This window comes from Arthrobacter sp. N199823, assembly GCF_002929705.1.
Taxonomy (GTDB): domain Bacteria; phylum Actinomycetota; class Actinomycetes; order Actinomycetales; family Micrococcaceae; genus Specibacter.
The window spans coordinates 623994-640483 of the sequence record NZ_PJIN01000001.1; the positions used below are offsets into that span (position 1 = coordinate 623994).

The 16490-nt window shown below is 60.3% G+C and carries 14 protein-coding genes; 13 read left to right on the plus strand and 1 reads right to left on the minus strand.

All coding sequences use genetic code 11. The features are described from left to right. Nucleotides 1–198: 198 nt before the first annotated feature. The 13 genes from CXQ93_RS02625 (at nt 199) to CXQ93_RS02685 (ending at nt 15295) form a co-directional block, all read left to right on the plus strand. Entirely contained in the window at nt 199–696 is a 498-nt protein-coding gene (locus CXQ93_RS02625) for a GNAT family N-acetyltransferase (RefSeq protein WP_104108904.1), read from the plus strand. A gap of 89 nt (nt 697–785) precedes the next feature. Next, the gene (locus CXQ93_RS02630) at nt 786–2129 is read left to right on the plus strand and encodes an LssY C-terminal domain-containing protein (RefSeq protein ID WP_258068543.1); all 1344 of its coding nucleotides are present in this window, start codon (nt 786–788) and stop codon (nt 2127–2129) included. Between the two features lie 74 nt (nt 2130–2203). After that, nucleotides 2204–2500, plus strand: a complete 297-nt coding sequence (gene gatC / locus CXQ93_RS02635) for an Asp-tRNA(Asn)/Glu-tRNA(Gln) amidotransferase subunit GatC (RefSeq protein WP_062291064.1) — start codon at nt 2204–2206, stop codon at nt 2498–2500. A gap of 3 nt (nt 2501–2503) precedes the next feature. Further along, entirely contained in the window at nt 2504–4048 is a 1545-nt protein-coding gene (gatA, locus tag CXQ93_RS02640; protein WP_104108905.1) for an Asp-tRNA(Asn)/Glu-tRNA(Gln) amidotransferase subunit GatA, read from the plus strand. Continuing rightward, entirely contained in the window at nt 4048–5556 is a 1509-nt protein-coding gene (gatB, locus tag CXQ93_RS02645; protein WP_104108906.1) for an Asp-tRNA(Asn)/Glu-tRNA(Gln) amidotransferase subunit GatB, read from the plus strand. Before gatA ends, gatB begins: the two co-directional genes overlap by 1 nt. 181 nt (nt 5557–5737) lie before the next feature. Continuing rightward, nucleotides 5738–6841 carry a hypothetical protein gene (locus CXQ93_RS02650; protein ID WP_104108907.1) on the plus strand — a complete coding sequence of 368 codons (1104 nt, stop codon included), beginning with the start codon at nt 5738–5740 and terminating at the stop codon, nt 6839–6841. Next, entirely contained in the window at nt 6834–7199 is a 366-nt protein-coding gene (locus CXQ93_RS02655; RefSeq protein ID WP_104108908.1) for a PadR family transcriptional regulator, read from the plus strand. Before CXQ93_RS02650 ends, CXQ93_RS02655 begins: the two co-directional genes overlap by 8 nt. A 312-nt stretch (nt 7200–7511) precedes the next feature. Continuing rightward, entirely contained in the window at nt 7512–8570 is a 1059-nt protein-coding gene (locus CXQ93_RS02660) for a sugar ABC transporter permease (protein WP_104108909.1), read from the plus strand. A 38-nt stretch (nt 8571–8608) separates the two neighbouring features. After that, on the plus strand, nt 8609–9547 hold the full coding sequence (locus tag CXQ93_RS02665; protein WP_104109185.1) for a carbohydrate ABC transporter permease: 939 nt from the start codon (nt 8609–8611) through the stop codon (nt 9545–9547). A 46-nt stretch (nt 9548–9593) separates the two neighbouring features. After that, entirely contained in the window at nt 9594–11279 is a 1686-nt protein-coding gene (locus CXQ93_RS02670; RefSeq protein ID WP_104108910.1) for a sugar ABC transporter substrate-binding protein, read from the plus strand. Between the two features lie 132 nt (nt 11280–11411). After that, complete coding sequence (locus CXQ93_RS02675; RefSeq protein WP_104108911.1) at nt 11412–12425, plus strand: LacI family DNA-binding transcriptional regulator; 1014 nt, start codon at nt 11412–11414, stop codon at nt 12423–12425. Between the two features lie 69 nt (nt 12426–12494). Next, complete coding sequence (locus CXQ93_RS02680) at nt 12495–13661, plus strand: Gfo/Idh/MocA family protein (RefSeq protein ID WP_104108912.1); 1167 nt, start codon at nt 12495–12497, stop codon at nt 13659–13661. A gap of 152 nt (nt 13662–13813) precedes the next feature. Continuing rightward, entirely contained in the window at nt 13814–15295 is a 1482-nt protein-coding gene (locus tag CXQ93_RS02685) for an arylsulfatase (protein ID WP_104108913.1), read from the plus strand. 122 nt (nt 15296–15417) lie between these two features. On the opposite strand, the gene CXQ93_RS02690 is transcribed toward CXQ93_RS02685, so the two are convergent. Further along, nucleotides 15418–16365, minus strand: a complete 948-nt coding sequence (locus tag CXQ93_RS02690; RefSeq protein WP_104108914.1) for a LysR family transcriptional regulator — start codon at nt 16363–16365, stop codon at nt 15418–15420. Nucleotides 16366–16490 lie beyond the last annotated feature (125 nt).

The following is a 16490-nucleotide window of genomic DNA, read 5'->3' on the forward strand; positions in this document are numbered from 1 at the left end:
GAGTCCGGCTGCCGCTTGCGAATTTCTCCAGCGGCACCGAGGTACGGAAGACTTAGGCAGACACGCTCTGGCGTCGACCCACTGCCAACAACTTGTGCCAGCAGCGGTTCCAGAAACGCCCCGGACAACAGGCTCAGGAATTAGTTCTATGAGTCTGTGCCAGTGACAGCCCCAGGAAACTACCAGAAAGCCATATGTATGAGCACCACAGTTCGCCCCATCGCCGAAGACGACTACGACGCCGTCGCCCGGATTACCGCCGATGCCTACCTCGGGGCCGGGTACTTTGACAGCGCCGAGTACCCCTACATGCAAAAGATTATGCAGGTGGGGGAGCGGGCGGCTGTGGCGCCCATGATCGTGGCGGAGAGGGACGGGGTGGTGATTGGCTCGGCGACCTTGGCCGTATACGGTGATGTCTGGGCGGACATCGCACTCGAAGATGAGCTGGAATTCCGGCTCCTCGTGGTGGACCCGGCGGTGCAGCGCAGTGGCGCCGGCAAAGCCATGGTGGAGTGGATCCTGGACCGAGCCCGCCACACAGAGGGCATCCGGGCCGTGAGCCTGACCACTGGCGACGACTGGCACACAGCACACGCACTGTACAAAAAGCTGGGGTTTACTCGCGCTCCGGCGCGTGATTGGCCCATCCCGGAGAACGGCAAGATGCTGCGGGTATACCGAATGGCACTTTAGACGCGGCAGTATGATGGCCGTATGTGTCATGGTGTGTACAAAGCAACCGTCCCGGGGTGCCGTAATTGAGCGCGCCGTTGAAGCCACAAGTGGCCGGCAGAACTTGGCGTTCACGGGGCCGGTCCTTCACCTCCATGGCGGACTACTCGGCGTTCATCTTCGGCGGAGTCGCGGCCCTATGGCTGGCCTATCTAGTGCTCTCCGAAGGCTTCTTCAGCGGCTGGTATATGGTCCCGTTCATATTCCTGTTTTGGATGGTGCTGGCGTATCTGGTGTTGCCGCGGCTACACCGTATTCTGACCACCATTTATGTCCCCGACTACTTCATTGGCCGGGCCCGAACCAGTGACGGGCTGCTGGGTGATCCAATTAATCTAGCCATCGTTGGCAGCGAGGCACAGCTGCATGAGGCGATGACTCGCGCCGGCTGGATTAGGGCGGATCCAGTCACGCTGCGTTCGAGCTGGCGCATCGTCACCTCAACGGTCCTGAGGCAAAGCTACGATGAAGCCCCTGTCAGTCCGCTGCTGCTCTTCGGCCACCCGCAGGATTTGGCCTATCAACAGGAAGTGGCCGGCAATCCCGCCAAACGCCACCATGTGCGCTTCTGGCGTTGTCCTGAAGGGTGGATGCTCCCGGGCGGGCACCGTGTCGATTGGATGGCGGCTGGCACCTTTGACCGAGCCGTTGGTTTTTCCATCTTCACCCTGCAGCTCACGCATAAAATCGCCGCGGATACCGACACTGAACGTGACCATATTGTGCGCACCCTCCAACAAGGTGAGCAGGATATCGAGGTGCGGGTCATCAAGGAATTCTCCAGCGGCTATCACTCGCGTAATGGGGGAGGGGACACCATTGTCACCGACGGGGACCTGCCCGTGGTCGACGTCGGACACGTCACCATTGCGCCTGATGGAATACCGCTCGGGCCAGACACCGATGCTCGGCGTGCAGCGCTGGCGAACAGGCGCCCCATACAAACCACCCTCGGCGTGCTGCTGATGGGCATCCGTTGTGTGGTGGGGATTGTAACCATTGCCCTGATGGCTAAGGGCTGGAACACAGCGGTGGTCAGCACCGCCTCCAGCTTGAACACAGCGAATCAGCAAAGCGTCGATGCGCTACTGATGGTGGTGATTGGACTCTCCAGCATTGCCTTTATCCTCTACGGACTGCTGATGGTGTTGATTCTCCGCGGCAGCAACTGGGCGCGGCTTGCTGCCTTGGCCTTTAGTGTTGGCTTCGTTATACAAGCTGCCCTCAGGTACCTGCACGGCGAGAAAGTTTCACTGTCAGAAAGTCCGCTGGGTCTGCCTCTGGACATTCTGGTGCTGCTGGCTCTTTCAGCCAGCAGTTCCCGCCTGTGGGCCCGGCGCAGCAAGGGCACACGCACCAAGACTGAGCCCGTAACAGAGACAGGCATCTCCTAGCGGGCGGGATTTAGGCTCTGCCATGCGAGATAAGCTAGTGGGGATAACTTTTTTCTTTTTTGTAGGGGAGATCCATGGCTGCGATCAACCGTGACGACGTGGCGCACTTGGCGCAACTGGCTCACATCGAGATGAGTGACGAGGAACTGGACCGCATGGCCACCGAGCTGGCAGTAATTGTGGATTCAGTCAAGAGCGTCAGCGAAGCTGCAGGGGCGGACGTACCTGCCACCTCGCACCCGATTCCGCTGACCAACGTCATGCGCGAAGACGTTGTGGGCCACGTGCTCACTGTCGAAGAAGCACTCTCGGGTGCCCCGGACGCATCTGACGGCCGTTTCAAGGTTCCCGCAATCCTGGAGGAGAGCTAATCCATGAGTGCATCTGAATTGATCCGTTCCAGCGCCGCCGTCATGGCTGCAAAGCTGGCCGCCGGCGAAATCACCTCCGTTGAGCTGGTCCAGGCTCACCTTGACCGCATTGCCGAGATCGACGGCGGTGAGCGCGGCATCCACGCGTTCCTGCACGTCAACGGTGAAGAGGCGCTCGCCGTCGCTGCCGATGTTGACGCGCGCCGCGCCGCCGGTGAGGAGCTCCACGAGCTCGCCGGTGTGCCAATCGCCATCAAGGACTTAATCGTGACGAAGGGCCAGCCCACCACGGCTGCTTCCAAGATCCTCGAGGGCTGGATGAGCCCCTACGACGCCACAGTGATCAAGAAGATCCGTGCCGCTCGTATGCCGATGCTGGGTAAGACCAACCTCGATGAGTTCGCCATGGGTTCCTCCACGGAGCACTCCGCCTACGGCCTCACGCGCAACCCTTGGGATCTTGACCGGATCCCCGGCGGTTCAGGTGGCGGTTCCGCTGCCGCCGTTGCCTCCTTCGAAGCTCCTCTGGCTCTGGGTACCGACACCGGTGGCTCCATCCGCCAGCCGGGCTCTGTCACCGGAACCGTTGGCGTGAAGCCCACCTATGGTGCGGTTTCGCGGTACGGTGCCATCGCCATGGCGTCCTCGCTGGATCAGATCGGCCCGGTTTCGCGCACCGTCCTGGACTCGGCACTGCTGCAGGAAGTCATTGGCGGCTACGACCCCCAGGACTCCACCTCCCTGACCGATCCGTCCACTGGCCTTGCCGACGCCGCCCGCGTGGGTAACGTTGCGGGCATGAAGATTGGTGTCATCAAGGAACTGCACGGCGAAGGCTTCCAGGCCGGCGTTGAGAACCGTTTCAACGAATCTCTGGAACTCTTGCGTGAAGCAGGTGCGGAGATCGTTGAGGTTTCCTGCCCCAACTTCGGTTACGCCTTGGGTGCCTACTACCTGATCATGCCGAGTGAGGCGTCTTCTAACCTTGCCAAGTTCGACGGCGTCCGCTTTGGTGCGCGCACTTTGCCCACCGAGGGCCCGCTTACCATTGAGCGCGTCATGGGTGCCACTCGCGCTGCCGGTTTCGGTGCCGAGGTCAAGCGCCGCATCATCTTGGGCACCTACGCTCTGAGCGCTGGTTACTACGATGCCTACTACGGCTCAGCCCAGCGTGTACGCACCCTGGTGCAGCGCGACTTCGAGGCCGCCTTCGAGCAGGTTGACGTGCTGATCTCCCCGACCACGCCCACCACGGCGTTCAAGTTGGGCGAGAAGCTTGATGACCCGCTGTCCATGTACCTGCAGGACGTTGCCACCATTCCGGCAAACCTGGCAGGCATCCCCGGGTTGACCTTGCCCGGTGGCTTGGCAGACGAAGACGGCCTGCCCGTGGGCATCCAGCTGCTGGCTCCGGCCCGCGAGGACGCCCGCGTTTACCGTGTTGGTGCTGTTTTGGAATCCCTGCTCGAGGCCAAGTGGGGCGGCCCCATGCTGAACCAGGCCCCCGAACTCGCTACCACAGCTGTTGCAGCCGAGGAGGCTAACTAATGAACACCGAAACCATTTTGAGCTTCGAAGAAGCCATGGAAAAGTACGAGCCCGTTCTCGGGTTCGAGGTTCACGTCGAGCTGAACACCAAGACCAAGATGTTCTCCTCCGCCCCCAACGTGTTTGGCGACGAGCCCAACACGAACGTCAACGAGGTGTGCCTGGGACTGCCTGGCGTGCTGCCGGTGGTGAACAAGAAGGCCGTTGAGTCATCGATCTTGATCGGCTTGGCCTTGAACTGCAAGATTGCCCCGCACAGCACCTTTGCGCGCAAGCAGTACTTCTACCCGGACACTCCGAAGAACTTCCAGACCTCTCAGTACGATGACCCCATCTGCTACGACGGCTGGATCGACATTGAGCTCGAGGACGGCACCGTTTTCCATGTCGAGATCGAACGCGCTCACATGGAAGAGGACGCCGGAAAGCTGACGCACATGGGTGGCTCCACGGGCCGCATCCAGGGCGCCGACTTCTCGCTAGTGGACTACAACCGTTCAGGTGTGCCGCTGGTTGAAATCGTCACCAAGACCATTGAAGGCGCCGGCTCACGTGCCCCCGAGTTGGCTAAGGCGTACGTTGCGGCCATCCGTGAAATCGTGAAGAACCTGGGCGTTTCTGAGGCCAAGATGGAGCACGGCAACGTCCGTTGCGACGCCAACGTTTCCCTGCGCCCGCACGGCCAGGAAAAGCTCGGCACACGTACCGAGACGAAGAACGTGAACTCTCTGCGCGCCGTCGAAAATGCCGTGAAGTTCGAGATCCAGCGTCACGCTGCTGTTCTTGATTCCGGCGTGGCAATCACGCAGGAAACCCGTCACTGGCACGAGGACACCAAGTCCACCACCTCGGGCCGCCCCAAGTCTGACGCTGACGATTACCGCTACTTCCCGGAACCGGATCTGGTGCCCATCGTCACCAGCGCCGCCTGGGTTGAGGAACTCCGTGCCACCTTGCCCGAGCCGCCGGCCGAGCGCCGCAAGCGTCTGCAGGCTGACTGGGGCTACAGCGACCTCGAGTTCCGCGACGTTGTCAACGCCGGCCTCATGGACGAAATTGAAGAGACCATTGCTGCCGGTGCCACCGCTGCAGCTGCCCGTAAGTGGTGGATGGGCGAGATCGCCCGCCGTGCCAAGCTGGCCGATGTGGACCCCGCAGCACTGGGTGTCACTCCCGCCGTCGTGGTTGAAATTGAGAAGCTCATCGCCTCAGGCGCCATCAATGACAAGTTGGCCCGCAAGGTGCTCGACGGCGTCCTTGAGGGAGAGGGCACGCCCACCGAGGTTGTGGCCAAGCGTGGCCTGGCAGTGGTTTCCGACGACGGCGCTCTCCAGACCGCGATCGACGAAGCCCTGGCAGCTCAGCCCGACGTTGCGGAGAAGATCCGTGGCGGCAAGGTCCAGGCTGTTGGCGCCATTGTTGGTGGCGTTATGAAGGTTACTCGCGGACAGGCCGACGCCGGCCGCGTGCGCGAGCTGATCCTGAAGACGCTCGGAGTCGAAGGCTAACTCCGGATTCGCCAGCGGTAAAGAAATGCCGCCGCTCCTGCTTGTTGCTGCCGCTATAGCGGTGGCGATAAGCAGGAGCGGCGGCATTTTACATTCGGGGACCTGAATCACCCGATGCGCGCCCTGCTAACTAGGTTGGATGTTAGGCTAGTCAAAATATCAACCTAGCTGGGGTGTGGGGATGCGCAGTACGAGCGGTAAGTCTGAATGGCAGGACAAGATTTTGGTGTGGCCGGAGCAAGATCGGGATTGGGCACGCGCTTACGCTCAAGCGATGCTGCTGGCAGGTGCTGCCGAATCTGGTGTCGCCGCCGCATTGTCGGATTCTCTTGCTGCAGTGCAGGCAAGTGGTGAGCGTCCCGGGGAACTTTTTGGCTCGGCTGGCGCCTACGGCCGGGCCTGTGGGCGTGGGCTCATTCCCGCAGCTGATCGACTTGAGCGGGACCTGACGTTCAGCTCCCTGCCGCTGCTTGGCGCTGCCATGCTGCTCAGTGTGGGAGGTGTTGTCGCCTTGCTGGGGGTGTTCATCGGGCTGAGCGACGGGTGGACAGCTGAAGTGTTTCAAGGCAAAATCACCCTACTATTCCCGCTCATCGGTGCCTTGCTGGCCGTCTTCATATGGGGCTGGACGGTGCGGACCCGGGGGCATTTGAGGCAGGCAGCGCTTTTATGGATTGCTGCGAGTGTCCTCATGGTGTCCCTGCCGGGCATCATGATGGCCTTACCGGAGATGTCCTTTTTGAGATTGCCCGGCTGGGCGTTGGTCATATTTGGCGCAGTATTGCTGGGGGTCGCGGCACTGCTACCCAAGATTAAGTCACGCAGACTTGTTGCGGATTCCCAATGGGACTCCGAACGCTGGTTTGCCCATGCGCAGGCGCTGCTTCGCGGCCGGTACTTGTTCAGCCGCGCCCAGGCGCAGGCTGCCGTGCGGGAAGCGAGAACTCACCTCGAACTAGCGGGCGAAGTAGCGGGCACGCCGGCTCAGGAATTTGGCAATGTGGAGATTTTCGTTGCGCGTTTGGGTGCGGCCGAGCACACGTCCGCACAGCGAACTGTATTACTGAAGAGGGTGGGTTTCCTCCTGGCCGCAGCTGTCCTGTTTACGCTGGCGGTTACGGGTGTCATGCAGGACGGAAACTGGTGGATGGGCGCATACGGGGCCATCGTGGGCGCCTGGTGTTTGTCCCGGGGCTTGTCCAAAAAGAGCGGTCGGGCAGCCCTGCGGCTACAACGAAGGCGTCGAGCAGACGTTGTAGCCATGGCGGATGATCTCCATGACTGAGGAACCGACAATACTCGGGACGCAAGAAGCTATCGATACGGACGTGGGCGAATTTCCTCAGGTCTGGCAACGGGCAGTACTGCCTCTGCGGCTCTTGACTGAGCTGGGTAAGGGCCCAAATTATGGGTATGCGGTTGCCGCCTCCATGGTGGGTCATGGCTTTTCGCGGGTCAAAGGGGCAACGCTCTATCCGGCGTTGAGCAAATTGGAGCTCGACGGATTTCTCAGTACCTCATGGGAAGACGGTCAGGGAGGGCCGGGCCGGAAGGTCTACCAGCTAACGGAGCAGGGGCGTGAAGAACTGCAAAGACTGGAGCATGCATGGTCGGCATTTCATGTGCAGGTTACGGGGCGCTGATCTGTCAGGCTCCGTTGGCCCGGTAGATACGTGGCGCGTATGAAATTCCGCTGATCATCGACGTTTATGCGCCCGATCCCGCTTTCCGATCCCGATATCCCGGGATCAGAAAGCGGGATCGGGCGCATTTTTTTTGCGTCGCCCCATCCTTCATTGACTGTTTCTGACTTTTTCAAAAGAACATGCTTCAACATCTTGCATATGTGGTGCTAGTCACTTATCGTTGTTAATCGGTTAACCAATGAGTGTCGAAACCGCCAATTCGGTGCTGAGACACGGGAATATACCGTTCCGCAAAGATCAGGAGTACCTATGAGTCAGCTGCAACAGGAGTCGGCAGAGCAACTTGCCGCCTCCGTTGAACTTCCGGGGGCCGCCCCCGTCAGTGAGGGCAAGCCGGGAAAGAAGTCCGGCAAGGGCCACCAGCAGCAAGCGGACATCCCGCTGCGAAAGATCTCGTGGCGGACGCGTTTGGGCCGTGACTGGCAGATGCTCGTCATGATGGTTCCGGGCGTGCTGTTCCTGGCGCTGTTCTTCTACATCCCGATCCTGGGCAACGTCATTGCCTTCCAGGACTACCAGCCGTTCCTGGGCATCTCGGGCAGCGACTGGGTGGGCCTGCAAAACTTCGTAGACCTATACTTCAACCCGGATTTCTGGGTGGCGCTGCGCAACACCATAGTGCTGGCCGTCTGGCAGCTGGTCTTGTTCTTCCCAGTGCCCCTCGGCCTGGCGTTGATTGTGGACTCGCTCGTCAGCAACAAGCTGCGACGCTGGTTCCAATCACTGGTATACCTGCCCCATTTCCTTTCATGGGTGCTTGTCATCGCCTTGTTCCAGCAGGTACTCGGTGGTGCCGGACTGGTCAATAACACGATGCGCGACCTGGGCCTGGACACCATTCCGTTCATGACCAATCCGGAGACGTTCCCGCTACTGGCCACCATCCAGCTGGTCTGGAAGGACGCTGGCTGGGCCATGATCATCTTCCTCGCTTCACTGGCCTCGATCGACGGCACACTCTATGAAGCCGCAGCGGCCGACGGCGCAGGTCGCTGGCGGCGCATGTGGCACATTACGCTCCCGGGGCTGCGCTCCATCATCGTCCTCTTGCTGATTTTGCGCATCGGCGACATCCTCAGCGTTGGCTTTGAACAGTTCTTACTTCAGCACGACGCCGTCGGCGCCGGAGCCGCCGAGGTCTTGGATACCTTCACCTACTTTGCCGGAATTGTTGGCGGCGGGTGGAGCGCCGGTGCCGCGGCCGGTCTCGCCAAGGGTGTTGTGGGGGCGCTGCTGATCTTTGCCGCGAACAAGGTGGCCCACCGGCTCGGCGAACCCGGAATCTTCCAGAAAAAGGTGGGTTCATGAGCGTCCCAACCATCACCAAATCCACCAAGGAGAGCAGCATGACGGCAACACTTTCCGACCGGCGCGCCACGAAACGCTTGAACAAGGAGTTGAACTACAACCCGGGAAGGCCCGCGTGGAAAGAACCAGCATCACCGCTCTACAACGCCATCAAAGGTGTCGTTCTTGGCGGAATCACCCTCTCCATCGTCATCCCGTTGCTCCTTGTCATCTCCACCTCTCTGGCCGATGACGAACAACTTATAGCGGCAGGTGGATTCGTGCTCTGGCCAACTCACCCCAGTTTCGCCGCGTACCAGGCCATTTTCAGCGGACAATTCATGATCCGGGCTCTGGGCGTCAGCGCGTTCATCACAGCGGTGGGCACCTTCTTGGCGCTGTTCATCACGATCACCATGGCCTACGCCACGAGTCGCCCTGTCATGTTGGGCCGCCCCGTGTTGTTGTTGGTGCTGTTCACCTTGCTCTTCGCCCCGGGGTTGATTCCCATGTTCTTGATGGTCAAGCAATTGGGCCTGTTGAACACCGTCTGGTCACTGATCCTGCCGGGAACCTTTGCCGCTTTCAACTTCGTGGTGATGCGCTCCTTCTTCATGAACATCCCCACAGAACTCATCGAAGCAGCCCGAATTGACGGTGCCAGCGACTTCATGATCCTGCGCAAGGTTGTCCTGCCGCTATCCAAGGCAGTCATCGCCGTAGTGGGCCTGTTCTATGCCGTGGGATTCTGGAACGCCTTCTTCAACGCCATGATCTACATCAACGATCAAACCCTGTACCCGGTTCAGCTGATCCTGCGGAACTACGTTGTCCAAGGCGGCTCCATGGCCGACGCCATTGGGGTGACGTCCACGCCGCCGCCACAATCCATGCAAATGGCCATTGTAGTGGTGGCCCTGCTGCCCATCTTGCTCGTCTATCCATTCCTCCAGAAGCACTTCACCAAGGGCGTCATAACAGGCGCCATCAAGGGTTAGTACCTTCAAAATTTCTGACAACTGTGAAAAGAGAAAGTGGTTTAACATGAAGCGTTCCATCAATTCCGTTGGAGTCTCACGACGCAACTTCCTAGGACTGGCCGGCATCTCGGTCGCCGCAGTGGCCCTGACCGGCACACTGTCCGCCTGTGGCGGTGGTAACGGGGCGAACGACGGCGGTGCAAAAGCCTCCAAATCGCTCACCTTGCCCACCTACAAGGAATTCACTGCCGTTGTTGCTGAGCTTCCCGGAAACGCCGATGGTCTGGAGGCAGGCTTCCTCACCATGCCCGAGCCCGTGGCCTCCACCAAGTCCAAGCCGCTGACCGGACCGGTTAGCGTGCTGTCCGAGACGTTTGAGCTCATGGCTCCGGCCATGCCCGACAACCCCTTCTGGCAGCGGTTGAACTCCGCCTTGGGTGGCGAGTTCAACATGCAGATCGTTGAAGATATAGGCGATGGCTACCCGGCCAAGTTCGCTACCATCCTTGCCGGTGACACACTTCCGGACTTGATGTGGATTCCGCCAAACCAGGGCCTGCCCAATGTTGGCCCCATGCTCGAGGCGAAGTTTGAAGACCTGACCCCCTACCTCTCAGGTGACGCCGTGCTTGAGTACCCCAACCTTGCCGCGCTTAAGCCTGATTCCTGGCGCACCGCCGTCGTCAATGGAAAGATCTGGGGTGCACCGATCCCGAGCACCCCCTTTGGTCAGGTGATGCTCGGAAGTAAGAAAACCTGGGCCAAGGTGGACGGACTGAACGCCAAGGACGCCGATGAGTTCTTCGACAAGGTCAAGGAGCTCAGTAACCCGGGCAAGCAGCAATATGCGCTGGAGCCCGCTTACATCAACGTCCTGAACATCGTCAACCAGTGCCTCGGCGCGCCGAACGGTTGGGCCGTCAATGCGGACCGGAGCTTGACGCACCAGTACGAAACCGATGCATACCTGGCCGGACTGGAATTTGTCGCCAAGCTTTTTGCCGCCGGCGCGTTCTACCCGGACGTCAATATGACGAACGCCAAGACCCGTATTGTCAATGGCTCCCTAGGTGCCATGGTGGTTTCCGGGCCCCGCGACGTGGGCAGCTTCCGCACCCTGGACCCTGACGCGGACATGGAAATTCTTGTTCCCTTCAGCTTTGACGGGACCATCAAGCCCACCTACAACATGGGTTACGGCACCGTAGGTTATACGGCGTTCAAGAAAACCGATGAGAAGCGCATCAAGGAACAGCTGGCTCTTGTCAACTGGCTCTCGGCACCGTTTGGCACCGAGGAATACTTGGCCAAAAACTACGGCGTCAAGGGCAAGGACTTTGACCTCGATGCGGATGGCAACCCGATCCTGAATGCGGACGGCTTGAAGAACCTGCCGGGCGTGGTCAGCGCCTTGAATATCATGACGGCACCGGAGCGGGTGAACTTCAACCCGGGCTATCCGCAGGTCACAAAATATGTGTACGAGACGGAGAAGAAGCTGCTGGAATTTGCCTGGCGCAACCCCACCAACGGCTCCTACTCCAACACCAACGCCAAGGTAGGTCCCAAGATCGCCAAACCGATGACCGACAAGGTTGTGGACATCATCACGGGCCGGGCCAAAGTTTCGGATTTTGCCGCAGCCTTGAAGCGGTGGAAGTCCGAAGGTGGCGACAAAATTCGCGAGGAATACCAGGCTGACCTGAACCCTGATGCGCCGGTATTCACACAGCAGGCGGTTCCAAAGTAGCCACCAAACGTCCACGAGGTTGCCGACACGCCGTCGTAACGTGTCGGCAACCGTGCCACGCCGCCGCAACAGTGGCCATATGTTAGAACCAACAACAAAAACCAAACGGCACCACATCAGGAGTAGACAGGCATGATTCGGCCCACCATCAAGACTGTGGCAGCTGAAGCGGGAGTCTCCACGGCAACTGTTTCCTATGTCCTGGCCGGACGCACCAGGAGCAACGGTTCGGGAATTTCCCCGGCAACCGCTCAACGTGTCCACGCGGCTGCCAGCAAGGTGGGCTACCTCCCCAATCAGGCGGCACGCACCATCCGGACAGGCAAGTCCAACCTGATGATGCTCTCCTTGACCATGCTCTCGGATCCTTGGTCCCTGTCCGTCAGCAAGGCGGTGGGAGCGGCTGTTGCCACGGCCGGGATCACCCCCATGATTCTCGCCGACACGGATTGGCGCACGGCCATCAAACGCCAAGGCGCCGACGTCATCTTCATTGATGCCGCGGAACGGGACGGGGATGCCGAACTTCTGGCTGAACTGGCCCGGACCAACAACCTTGTGGTGTTCAGCGAGACGCTTGAGCCTAATGGCTTTGATGTCATTCGGTCCGTAGCCGGAGGCAGCATGGACGCAGCCATGGATCACCTGACATTGCAGCACACCAAAGTGGCCTGCTTGACGTCCCGAGGTAGCCTGCAGGTGCCGTCTACAAAGAGATATGGCGCCTATTTGGCGGGACTTCGACGGGCTGGAATCTCTTTCCGCGAAGACTACGTGGCGCCCTTTGACGGTGACGAGTTCGGGGCTTACGAGGCGGCAGTATCCCTTTTGAGTCGGCCTGATCCGCCCACAGCAATCTTCGCCACCTCTGATTTTGTCGCCATGGCGGCTATCAATGCGGCGCAACGGTTGCGGCTTTCTGTGCCGGGGGACGTGGCCGTGGTGGGTGTGGGAAACACCCTTCAAGGCGAGGCCATGGAACCGTCGTTGAGCAGCGTGGGCCCCGTGGACTTCTTTAATAGTTTGGCTAAATTTCTGGTGGAACGGGCCTCCGACGAGTCCGCGCCACACCAGGTGCTGGAGTTCCCGTGGCAACTCTTTGCCCGTGATTCGGCGCCGCTTACACCTATAACTTTTGATCGTTAGATAGAGAAAAGACATATTGTGACAGATGTAGTTCAGGAACGCCCGGACACGCTTCCGGCAACTAAAGATATGCGCGTGGGGATTGTGGGCTTTGGTCTGCGAGCCTCGTTGTGGAAGCAGGTCCACAAGCCCGGGCAGGGTTCGGAAGTCGTGATGGTGTGCGACCTCTCCGAGCGTGGCCGGGCCGATGCTGCGGCGAGGATTCCTACGGCGGTCATCACGGCCAACCTCGATGAGTTGCTCGCCGCAGATTTGGACGCAGTGTTGGTTCTAACCCCCGACAACCGCCACGCCGAAGTTGCTGTGCAGACGCTCACGGCGGGCATCCCCACTTTCTGTGAGAAGCCGCTTGATGTCAGCCTTGAGGCAACAGACTCGATTCTTGCCACCGCGTTTGAAACCGGCACGCGCCTCTACGTTGGCCACAACATGAGGCACATGCCGGTAGTGGTGCAGATGCGTGAGTTGATCCAGGCCGGCACCATTGGCGAGGTCAAGGCTGTCTGGTGCCGCCACTTTGTGGGCAACGGCGGTGACTACTACTTCAAGGACTGGCACGCCGAGCGAGCCAACACCACCTCCCTCCTGTTGCAAAAGGGAGCCCACGACATTGATGTGATCCACTGGCTGGCCGGTGGCTACACCAAGAGGGTTTCCGCCATTGGGGACCTAGCCGTCTACGGAGACGTCACCTCGCGCAGAGACAACACCGACAGGCGCATGGGGGACTGGTTCTCGCTGGATAACTGGCCGCCCGCCGAGCAGACGGATCTCAACCCCATCATCGATGTTGAAGACATCTCCATGATGCAGATGGTCCTAGACAACGGAGCGCTGGCCTCCTATCAGCAGTGCCACTTCACCCCGGACTACTGGCGCAACTACACCGTCATTGGCACCAAGGGCCGTATCGAGAACTTTGGGGACGGACCCGGGGATGTCATCAAGGTCTGGACCAGCCGATCTCAGGGCGGCTTTGTGACGCCGGATCAAGAGATTGAAATTCGTGACGGTGACGGCGGTCATGGTGGAGCTGATCCGCTGTTGATTGCCGAGTTCCTGCGCTTCGCCAGAGATGGTGGAGTCACCGATACCTCGCCAATTGCGGCCCGGGAAGCTGTTGCGGCCGGTGTCCTGGCCGCGCAGTCGCTGCGATCCAGAGGAAGCAGCCTGGATATTCCGCCGCTACCCGCAGCATGGATCGAGTACTTCAACGCCGGGCAGCCCGCGCGCTAAACCACCGCTGCCGCAGATGCGGTGTTGGAAAGCGGGTGTTCGCCCTAGCCTCCGGGGTAACTCATAATGGACTGGGCTGCAGTGTTGCCCAATACGCCGCAGGCAGAGCCAGTCAAGATCCAGAGAAGCTATGAAGGAGACGCTGTCCAACCGTGTCGAAGCCAAATGTAATTCTGATTTGTGTTGATGAGTGGCGTGGTGATGCCTTGTCATCAGCGGGGCACCCGTTTGTGGAGACACCCCATTTGGATGAGTTGGCGCGGGGTGGCGTCAGGTTTTCCAGGGGCTATTCGGCGACGCCCACCTGCGTACCGGCACGCGTTGCGTTGTTCACCGGGCAGTCGCAGGAGAGACACGGCCGGGTGGGCTACGACGAGGGCGTGCCCTTTGACGTGGCGCACCCGGTCACTATCCAAAGTGAGTTCAAGAAGGCCGGTTATCACACTCAGGCCATTGGAAAGATGCATGTCCACCCGGAAAGGGCTCGCATTGGCTTTGACGACGTCATCCTGCACGACGGGTTCATGCACTATTCGCGCAGAAAATTCAAGCAGAACTTCGCCTTCTTCGATGACTATGTTCCATGGTTGCGGCGTCAGCCGGGCAGCACCCCGGAGGCGGAGTACTTCGACAACGGGGTGAACTGTAATTCCATCGTGGCCCGTCCCTGGGACAAGGCGGAACATCTGCATCCCAGCCATTGGATTGGCACACAGGCCATTGACTGGATGTACCGGCGAGACCCGTCCAAGCCCTTCTTTCTGTACCTATCCTGGCACCGGCCGCACCCGCCGTATGATCCGCCGCAGTGGGCGTATGAGCAGTACGTCGACATTGACCCCTACAAAGCAGTGGAAGGCGACTGGGAGCAAGATTGGGATGAGTTTCGCAAGGACGGTGACTATCAGGCTGCCTTTGGGACGCTGCCGGATAGAGCCGTGCACCGCGCCCGTGCAGGCTACTACGGCCTCATGGCCCAGATTGACCTGCAGATCAACCGGATCAAGGAATCCCTCGTAGATTTTGGCCTGGCGGAAGACACCATCATCGCGTTCACCTCAGACCACGGGGAAATGATGGGTGACCACCACATGTTCCGCAAGGCGCTGCCCTATGAAGGTTCGGCGCGCGTCCCGTTCATCATTGCCGATGCGCCCTCCGTCAAGGACTCGGCCCGGGGCGCCGTCATGGATGACGTGGTCGAACTGCGGGATTTGATGCCCACGCTGCTGGACTTGGCGGGTGTGGACATTCCAGATTCAGTGGACGGTAAGTCGCTCGCGCCCCACGTCCGGGGCGAGAAGGCAGCTGGCCCGGTCCGGGAGTACCTGCACGGTGAGCACGTCTATTTCGGGCAGAACATCCATTGGCTGACGGACGGCAAGGTCAAGTATGTGTGGGGTTCTGCCCAAGGCGTGGAGCAGCTCTTTGACCTGGCCGCCGATCCCGATGAATGCCACAATCTGGCACGTGAGGAAGCGTCGGCTCCGCTACTGTCCCGGTGGCGGGGGCGAATGGTGGAGTCGTTGGACGGCCGTGAGGAGGGCTTTGTGCGCGACGGCGAACTGGTGATTGGCCGGCCCGTGGTCTCGATTCTGGCGCACACGCGAGAGCGGATCGCCGCAGGGCGGTAACTGTGAAGTTGTCGCGAGAAATGCCGTCGCTCCCGTATTTTGCCGCCGTAGACCTTCGGCAATATACGGGAGCGACGGCATCTTACGTTCAGGGGGCGCTCTTGGCCGGCCCGGTGGGGAGCTCAGCCAGCGGTGAGCTCAGCCATGACCTCCTGCATCGCTTGGGCTACCAGTAGCACCGAGGCACGTCGCAAGTTCTCCGGCCGGGCCAGTAGGTCGATCCGGCGCCGGGTGTTAATGCCTGTCAGCGGCAGCAGCACCACCTGGGCAGTGGCAGCACCCCCGGGATTTAGCACTGGGCCGGAGGTGTAGCGTGGCAGCAACCCAATGACCTCGCCCGTGGACACCAGCGCCGCGGCGGCCGAATAATCGTTGATCCGGTGCACCACCTCCACCGGATGGCTGGCCATGGCGCCCACGGCCATCAGCACGTCGGCGGGGGAGTAACCGCTGCGACTGCTGACCCAGGGATAGCGCACGACGTCGGCCGCGGACACCGCTGTTTTGGCGGCCAGTGGGTGGTCAATCGCCACGGCAACGTCGAGGGGTTCCCTGGCCAGGGGGATGACGCGCAGCCCAGGTTGTGGCCACGGCGGACTGTGGTCCATGCGGTGTGCCAACACCAGATCGTAACGGGCCGTCAAGGCCGCAAAGTCCTGCTGCGCCACGTCCTCATCAGAGAATCGCAGCTGCGGCACTGAGCGCGCATCCCCGGTAACACGCAGCGCCGCCAACTTCCGCACCAGCGGGGCGAACAGGGCCTGACCGGCGCTGTGGAAACCGCTGATAGTGACGGTTCCGCTGGTGTCGTCCTGATAGGTGCCGATGGCCGCCTTCGCCGTGGCCATGGCGTCGATGACCTGGGCGCCGGCTGCTGCGAGCACCTTGCCGGCTTCCGTCAGCACCAGGTTTCGTCCGTCCTTGCGAGTCAGCGGTGTTTCCACCTGACGTTGCAGCAACGCAATTTGCTGGGACACGGCGGAAGGGGTGACGGACAGGGTTTCGGCCACAGCCTTGACGCTGCCCAGCTCGCCCAGCTCACGGAGCATGTGCAGTTGATGGAGTTCCATGCCACTAGCCTACAGTTTAGCTTTTGCTTAATCGACGAGTGAGAGATTGTCGATTGTCCTAAACGGTTTTGCAGGTTGTAATGGACGTAAAGCGTACTCACCACCAAACACCGGACATCGACGTC

Excerpts from the sequence above, each read along its gene's own strand:
- CXQ93_RS02675 (WP_104108911.1), top strand. The coding sequence starts at position 11,412 with ATGATTCGGCCCACCATCAAGACTGTGGCAGCTGAAGCGGGAGTCTCC.
- gatA (WP_104108905.1), top strand. The coding sequence starts at position 2,504 with ATGAGTGCATCTGAATTGATCCGTTCCAGCGCCGCCGTCATGGCTGCA.
- CXQ93_RS02680 (WP_104108912.1), top strand. The coding sequence starts at position 12,495 with ATGCGCGTGGGGATTGTGGGCTTTGGTCTGCGAGCCTCGTTGTGGAAG.
- gatC (WP_062291064.1), top strand. The coding sequence starts at position 2,204 with ATGGCTGCGATCAACCGTGACGACGTGGCGCACTTGGCGCAACTGGCT.
- CXQ93_RS02625 (WP_104108904.1), top strand. The coding sequence starts at position 199 with ATGAGCACCACAGTTCGCCCCATCGCCGAAGACGACTACGACGCCGTC.
- CXQ93_RS02660 (WP_104108909.1), top strand. The coding sequence starts at position 7,512 with ATGAGTCAGCTGCAACAGGAGTCGGCAGAGCAACTTGCCGCCTCCGTT.
- gatB (WP_104108906.1), top strand. The coding sequence starts at position 4,048 with ATGAACACCGAAACCATTTTGAGCTTCGAAGAAGCCATGGAAAAGTAC.
- CXQ93_RS02650 (WP_104108907.1), top strand. The coding sequence starts at position 5,738 with ATGCGCAGTACGAGCGGTAAGTCTGAATGGCAGGACAAGATTTTGGTG.
- CXQ93_RS02670 (WP_104108910.1), top strand. The coding sequence starts at position 9,594 with ATGAAGCGTTCCATCAATTCCGTTGGAGTCTCACGACGCAACTTCCTA.
- CXQ93_RS02655 (WP_104108908.1), top strand. The coding sequence starts at position 6,834 with ATGACTGAGGAACCGACAATACTCGGGACGCAAGAAGCTATCGATACG.
- CXQ93_RS02690 (WP_104108914.1), bottom strand. The coding sequence starts at position 16,365 with ATGGAACTCCATCAACTGCACATGCTCCGTGAGCTGGGCGAGCTGGGC.
- CXQ93_RS02665 (WP_104109185.1), top strand. The coding sequence starts at position 8,609 with ATGACGGCAACACTTTCCGACCGGCGCGCCACGAAACGCTTGAACAAG.